The 5,204-nt window shown below is 44.2% G+C and carries 4 protein-coding genes and 1 pseudogene; 3 read left to right on the forward strand and 2 right to left on the reverse strand.

Annotated elements, in window-relative coordinates; all coding sequences use genetic code 11:
- Window positions 1-148 precede the first annotated feature (148 nt).
- The gene (locus AB4517_RS22080; protein WP_017071247.1) at window positions 149-2,128 is read left to right on the forward strand and encodes a replication initiator protein RctB domain-containing protein; all 1,980 of its coding nucleotides are present in this window, start codon (window positions 149-151) and stop codon (window positions 2,126-2,128) included.
- 380 nt (window positions 2,129-2,508) lie between these two features.
- Here AB4517_RS22080 and AB4517_RS22085 read toward each other — a convergent pair whose 3' ends face one another.
- Together AB4517_RS22085 and AB4517_RS22090 are read right to left on the reverse strand one after the other, a co-directional pair.
- A complete protein-coding gene (locus tag AB4517_RS22085) occupies window positions 2,509-3,027 on the reverse strand; it encodes a transcriptional regulator (protein ID WP_102320933.1) in 519 nt (172 codons plus the stop codon).
- Window positions 3,024-3,878: pseudogene (locus tag AB4517_RS22090) on the reverse strand (ABC transporter ATP-binding protein); the annotation flags it as partial. The pseudogene AB4517_RS22090 and the gene AB4517_RS22085, both read right to left, overlap by 4 nt.
- A gap of 218 nt (window positions 3,879-4,096) precedes the next feature.
- Between AB4517_RS22090 and AB4517_RS22095 the strand changes: the two are divergent.
- Both AB4517_RS22095 and AB4517_RS22100 read left to right on the forward strand, forming a co-directional pair.
- Window positions 4,097-4,291: a hypothetical protein gene (locus AB4517_RS22095; RefSeq protein WP_017061218.1), complete on the forward strand. Its 195-nt coding sequence runs from the start codon at window positions 4,097-4,099 to the stop codon at window positions 4,289-4,291.
- A 189-nt stretch (window positions 4,292-4,480) separates the two neighbouring features.
- The gene (locus AB4517_RS22100; protein ID WP_372149999.1) at window positions 4,481-5,041 is read left to right on the forward strand and encodes an NADAR family protein; all 561 of its coding nucleotides are present in this window, start codon (window positions 4,481-4,483) and stop codon (window positions 5,039-5,041) included.
- Window positions 5,042-5,204: the final 163 nt, after the last annotated feature.

Consider the following 5,204-nt stretch of genomic DNA (forward strand, 5'->3'; position numbering starts at 1 on the left):
GATCATTAGATCACTTAATCATTTAAGATCATATTAATCAAAAAGATCAGTTATTTAAAAGCCAATAAATTCTCTTTATTTATGATCATTCTTTCTTTATCATTCAGGAACTATAGTGAAATTACGGTTAGTGTGATACGGATCAAAAATGAAACCAGAAGAGAAATTGTTAATTAAGGCACGAAGCCACAAAGATGGTCATTTATTTGAGGTATCTGAAACAGCCGTTGAATGGATAGAACAATATCAACACTTCAAAGGTGTCACCAAAAGCATAGTTGAGCTTCTTAACCTAATTTCACTTCGTGGGTTTAGCAGTAAAGACGGGTACGTTTCCACCACTGAGATTATTGAATCAACCGATGGTCAAGTCACTCGCGCAGCCTTACAGCAAAGGCTGAGAGCTGCAGTTAATATCGGATTGTTCAAACAAATCCCCGTTCGCTTTGAAGAAGGCCTTGCTGGTAAAACCATGTTGCATCGCTTTGTGAACCCAAACCAATTGATATCGGTGCTGGGTGCCACCAGCTTAGTGACAGAAAGCGTGAAGCAAAATGAAAAGCAAAAGCGCTCTAAAGCCCTAGCTCAAACCAAAGTAAACAAGCGCTTACTGAATGAACATGGGTTGAATACCCCACCAACGATGAAAGATGAAGCGGATCAATTCATTGTTTCGCCAACCAATTGGGCGGGGATTATTGATCAAGCGTTAGCGCCACCTAGAACTCGTAAGAGCTACCAGAAATCCATGGTTTCGATCTCTGGCACTCGCGCTGTGATCGAGACACGATCTTCTAAAAATATCATGACCGTTGACGATCTGATGACGCTATTCGCGTTATTCACTCTCACCGTTCAATATCATGATCATCACCAAGATGATTACCATCTAGACGCGAAACACACGCCAAACAAAACACCACTCTACATCACTGATATTTTGTCTTTACGTGGCAAGAAAGACAGCGGCCCTGCACGTGATTCTATCCGCGACAGTATTGATCGTATCGAATTCACGGATTTCCAACTGCACGAGCTTACAGGCCGTTGGCTTAGTGAGAACATGCCAGAAGGCTTTAAGAGTGATCGTTTCCGATTCTTAGCTAGAACCATTACCGCATCGGAAGAAGCGCCTACAGAAGGCTCTGACGGCGAAATTCGCATTAAACCGAACCTATACATCCTGGTTTGGGAGCCTTCGTTCTACGAAGAGCTGCTGACGCGTGACTATTTCTTCCTATTTCCGCCAGAAATCCTGAAGCAACATACCTTGGTCTTCCAAATGTATTCGTACTTTAGAAGCCGCATGGCACGTCGCCATTCAGATAGCATGTTGCTCAGTGAGCTCAACCAGAAATTGGCGCGTAACATCGATTGGCGTCGTTTCTCGATGGATCTGATCCGCGAGCTCAGAAAATTGGGTGAAGTCGGGGATCAAGAAGATACCTTCCTGGTTAATCTATGGGGTTATCACTTGACGATCACCGCGTTGATCGAAAAAGGGAAAACGACCGATTATCAGGTAGATATCAAATGTAATGTGGAAGAAGTATTACGTTACTCAAGAGCGCGTACCACTAACGCAGGTAAGCGTAATATGGCACCAACGCTGCCGAACCCACTTCGTAACGAAATGGTGTCTAAGCAGAAACTGGAAGAGCTGTCTGAGATTATCGATGGTGAGTTTGAACCCATTCAGCGTAAAGCACCGTCGCCAAGAGGCAAATTGGGACGTCGAGTTAAGCAGCGTAAACACTCTGTTGAGATCAACGCTGACGAGATCATGATTACTCTCTCTAAATATACCTCTGCAGAGGCTCTAGAACGCAGCATAACGGCTTTATCTGCTATGACGGGGCACTCACATGCCTCAATCAAAGAAGAGTGCTCAGAGCTCATTGAGAAGCTTGATTGGTTGAGAGTAGGGGAGGACGTTATCCCATACGAAACACTGAGTCGCTTGATTGAGCTATATAACGACCGAGATAGCACCAGCAATCGACATCTGTCCATTGAACGTTTGATCTCTGGTTTAGCGGTGCGTCGTAAAGTGTGTAAACAAGTTCATGAAGGTCATTTAGACGAAAATGTGTTCCTTGCGCTCGATGAAATGGCGATTGGCCACTAGTCATTATCCTATCGCGATAAGCCTGTTTTACCGCCGCTGAATGGATAGTTTTGAACACATTAGGTGCTGATTAAAATCGCACCTAACGCTGACAAAGTGATGACAAAGTAGCGCATCTAGTTGATTATTATTTATCCCGAATAGACAACCTTTGTCCTTTCTTATGATTAATAGATTGGCTCATATTTTGTTACATCATACTGAATAGATTTTTGCGAGTTCCCAAGGGACTCGCTTTTTTTTGCCTAAAATTCAGTCAATCATTAAAATTCAATAGCTTACAGAGTTAAACGCCGAAGCATGATCAAGGCTCGATCATGCTTTCTACGGATCTAGCTCTGGTGAGATTCTGATTTGATGCTTGATCGAGAAGGGCTTGATCAGTGGAGATGGCGTTGAATAATTCCTTGATCATCGTTTCGGGGATGGGTTGCCATAAAGCGTACATGCGACTCGATCAATTTTTCAGACTCTGCTTTCCAACGTGGTTCTTGCTGTTGGTTCGTAAACTCCAAAGCCAATACACACAAGTGTTGTAGCCGCTGTGTACACCACTCTTGCAATCCTGCTTCTGATTTTGGGTCACATGACACCGCTTGCAGCTTACTGTAGGCAAACATTAGGTATTGGTAGGCTTTATCTTGATGGCTTGAGCTGTTGGCCTCCTGCGAAGCCAAGTCCGGATTCGATGAATCCGCGAGGTGGCGATAGAAAGTAAAGATTCTCAGGCATCCGTCTAGCCAACATGCGATGCCTTTGCTCTGCTCATCCGTGATCAATGGCCCCCAGAGCGCATCTGGAGGCGTTAAGATCAAAGGTTCTAACCGGTCCACTTGATCATGCTTTCGGTCTTTGTACCAATCTCCGATCCGCTCTAACCAAGTGTCTAGTTCATTCATGCAACGTTATCCCACTGTTTTACAAAGTGATTATCAGAAACTTGTTTGATTTCATGCTGTATTTCACTGCTCTGCTCTCGAATACGATCAGCGTCTATTGAATAGTTTGGCTCATTTTTGACGAGTTCGCCAAATGGCAGATCGGGATCTGGTACCGCAGAGATCAACAACTTAGTGTACGGGTGTTGTGGATTGGTCAAGATCGACTGGGTTGATCCCCACTCGACGATCTGCCCTTTGTACATCACCGCCGTCTCTTCAGCGATGTAATGTGCCGTGGCAAGGTCGTGGGTTATGTACAAAAAGCCTATGCCTAACTCTTTCTTCATTTTTTGCATCAAGTTCAACACGCCAAGTCGAATCGAAACGTCCAACATCGAGGTGGGTTCGTCAGCAAGAATAACCTCAGCGCCAACGGCCAGTGCTCTGGCTAGGTTAACCCTCTGTCTTTGTCCCCCACTGAGCTCGTGCGGGTATTTGGCTAGCGTTTCGATGGGTAACTCCACCAGCGTTAATAACTCTTTGAGGCGCTCTGTGAGAGCCTGTTTAGTGACTACCTGTTTATGGATCTTAAGTGGGCGCGTTAAATGGTGATCAATAGTGTGAGTGGGATTGAGTGAACCAAAGGGGTCTTGAAAAACCATTTGCACACGGCTGCGATAATCCAAGATATCTTTACGGCTTTTCAGAGTAGAGATGTCTCTGCCTTTGAACAGTATCTCTCCCTCTGTCGCAGGGTAAACCTTGGTCATCAATCGTGCGCAGGTGCTTTTCCCGCAGCCTGATTCTCCGGCTAAGCCGAAAATCTCGCCTTAGCCTATGTGAAAGCTAACGGATTTGATTGCATTGAAAGAGGGGAAAATGAGAGTTGGATCAAACCACATTTCTTATGGGGAATCTTTTAAATATAATTGCAGAAAATGGCTTTGGCAAAGTTTAAATGAGGCATTTATTAATTAGCTTTGTGAAGCGTCGGAATCATCACACTTCAGTACAGAATTTCTTAACAAGCGAAAAAGCATTTGCTACAGATTACCTGTCCATTACATGGTGCTTTTCGGAGGAAAACATGTCCATTAATTCTATCAACCATGATGAAATGACAAATATTGCAAACAAGTGGGATGCTGAAGAAGAAGTATCTTTCAAACCAGAAAAGAAAATGAAGTCTGCTGAAGCTCGTCGTCGTATCGAGACTCTGAGAGAAATTAGAGAAAGCGGTTTGAGTCTGGAAGAAGCGAGGGAGCTAGGTCTTATTCACTAATAATCCCCATTGCATTTAGAAGGGTGGTACAACGCCACCCTTTGATTTATAAGTGTTTTTTCATGTTTCCTATCCAGATTTAATCAACTCCTTGATTCTTTGGCTCACTGTTCTGTTTAGCCTAACCCTTTTGATATTACGCTTTTCAGATGAAAAACACGCACATGGCATACTCTTGAGCTAAGTTGTTTGACAGTCATATTCAACGCCACTAATTTTAAAGTTAAAGCAAAAATATGCGATGTCGTTGGTAAGGAGAAGGCTATGTCTAATTCTGTGGCTCAAGCTAAAGAAGTGCTGTTTTACGAACCCGAAGATTCGAACGGATACCTGTCAAATTTTGCCGCTTGTCCTATCAAGGTAGGTGATCAAGTTTGGGCAACCAGCGAACATTATTATCAAGCGATGAAGTTTGCCTCCGAAGCGCTACGTAATACCATTTTGGAAGCCAGTACACCTGCTGAAGCGTTCTCTTTAAGTCGTGACTACGAAGACCAAGTTCGCGAAGATTGGTATGACATTCGTGTTGAAGTGATGCAGTTTATTGTGACGGAGAAGTTCAGACAGAATCCACAGTTTGCGCTGTTTCTTACCAAGACCGGAGATTCGGTGATCAAAGAACATTCGCACAAAGACCACTTCTGGGGCGATGGCGGCGATGGAACCGGCGAGAACCATTTGGGTAAGATTCTGATGGCAGTGCGTCACCAGCTTCGCACTCAGCAACTGCATTTAATTGCTTCGCACTGATTCGTCGATTCAGATAGCGGCATGCTTATCATTACTCCTTAGACGCATTTAAAAGGCCGCCCTGCTATCTAGTATGAAGCAGGGCGGCCTTTTCGGTTTTAGAGAGTCAGGCATCAACGAGAGTTAACGTACGTGACTCTCGTTGATAAGTTCTACGTTACGC

The organism is Vibrio sp. 10N.222.52.C3, from assembly GCF_041474195.1.
In the GTDB taxonomy this organism is placed as follows: Bacteria; Pseudomonadota; Gammaproteobacteria; order Enterobacterales; family Vibrionaceae; genus Vibrio; species Vibrio crassostreae_C.

Bases quoted from the DNA above. Each gene is read 5' to 3' on its own strand.
- AB4517_RS22080 (WP_017071247.1), top strand. From the start codon at position 149: ATGAAACCAGAAGAGAAATTGTTAATTAAGGCACGAAGCCACAAAGAT.
- AB4517_RS22085 (WP_102320933.1), bottom strand. From the start codon at position 3,027: ATGAATGAACTAGACACTTGGTTAGAGCGGATCGGAGATTGGTACAAA.
- AB4517_RS22095 (WP_017061218.1), top strand. From the start codon at position 4,097: ATGTCCATTAATTCTATCAACCATGATGAAATGACAAATATTGCAAAC.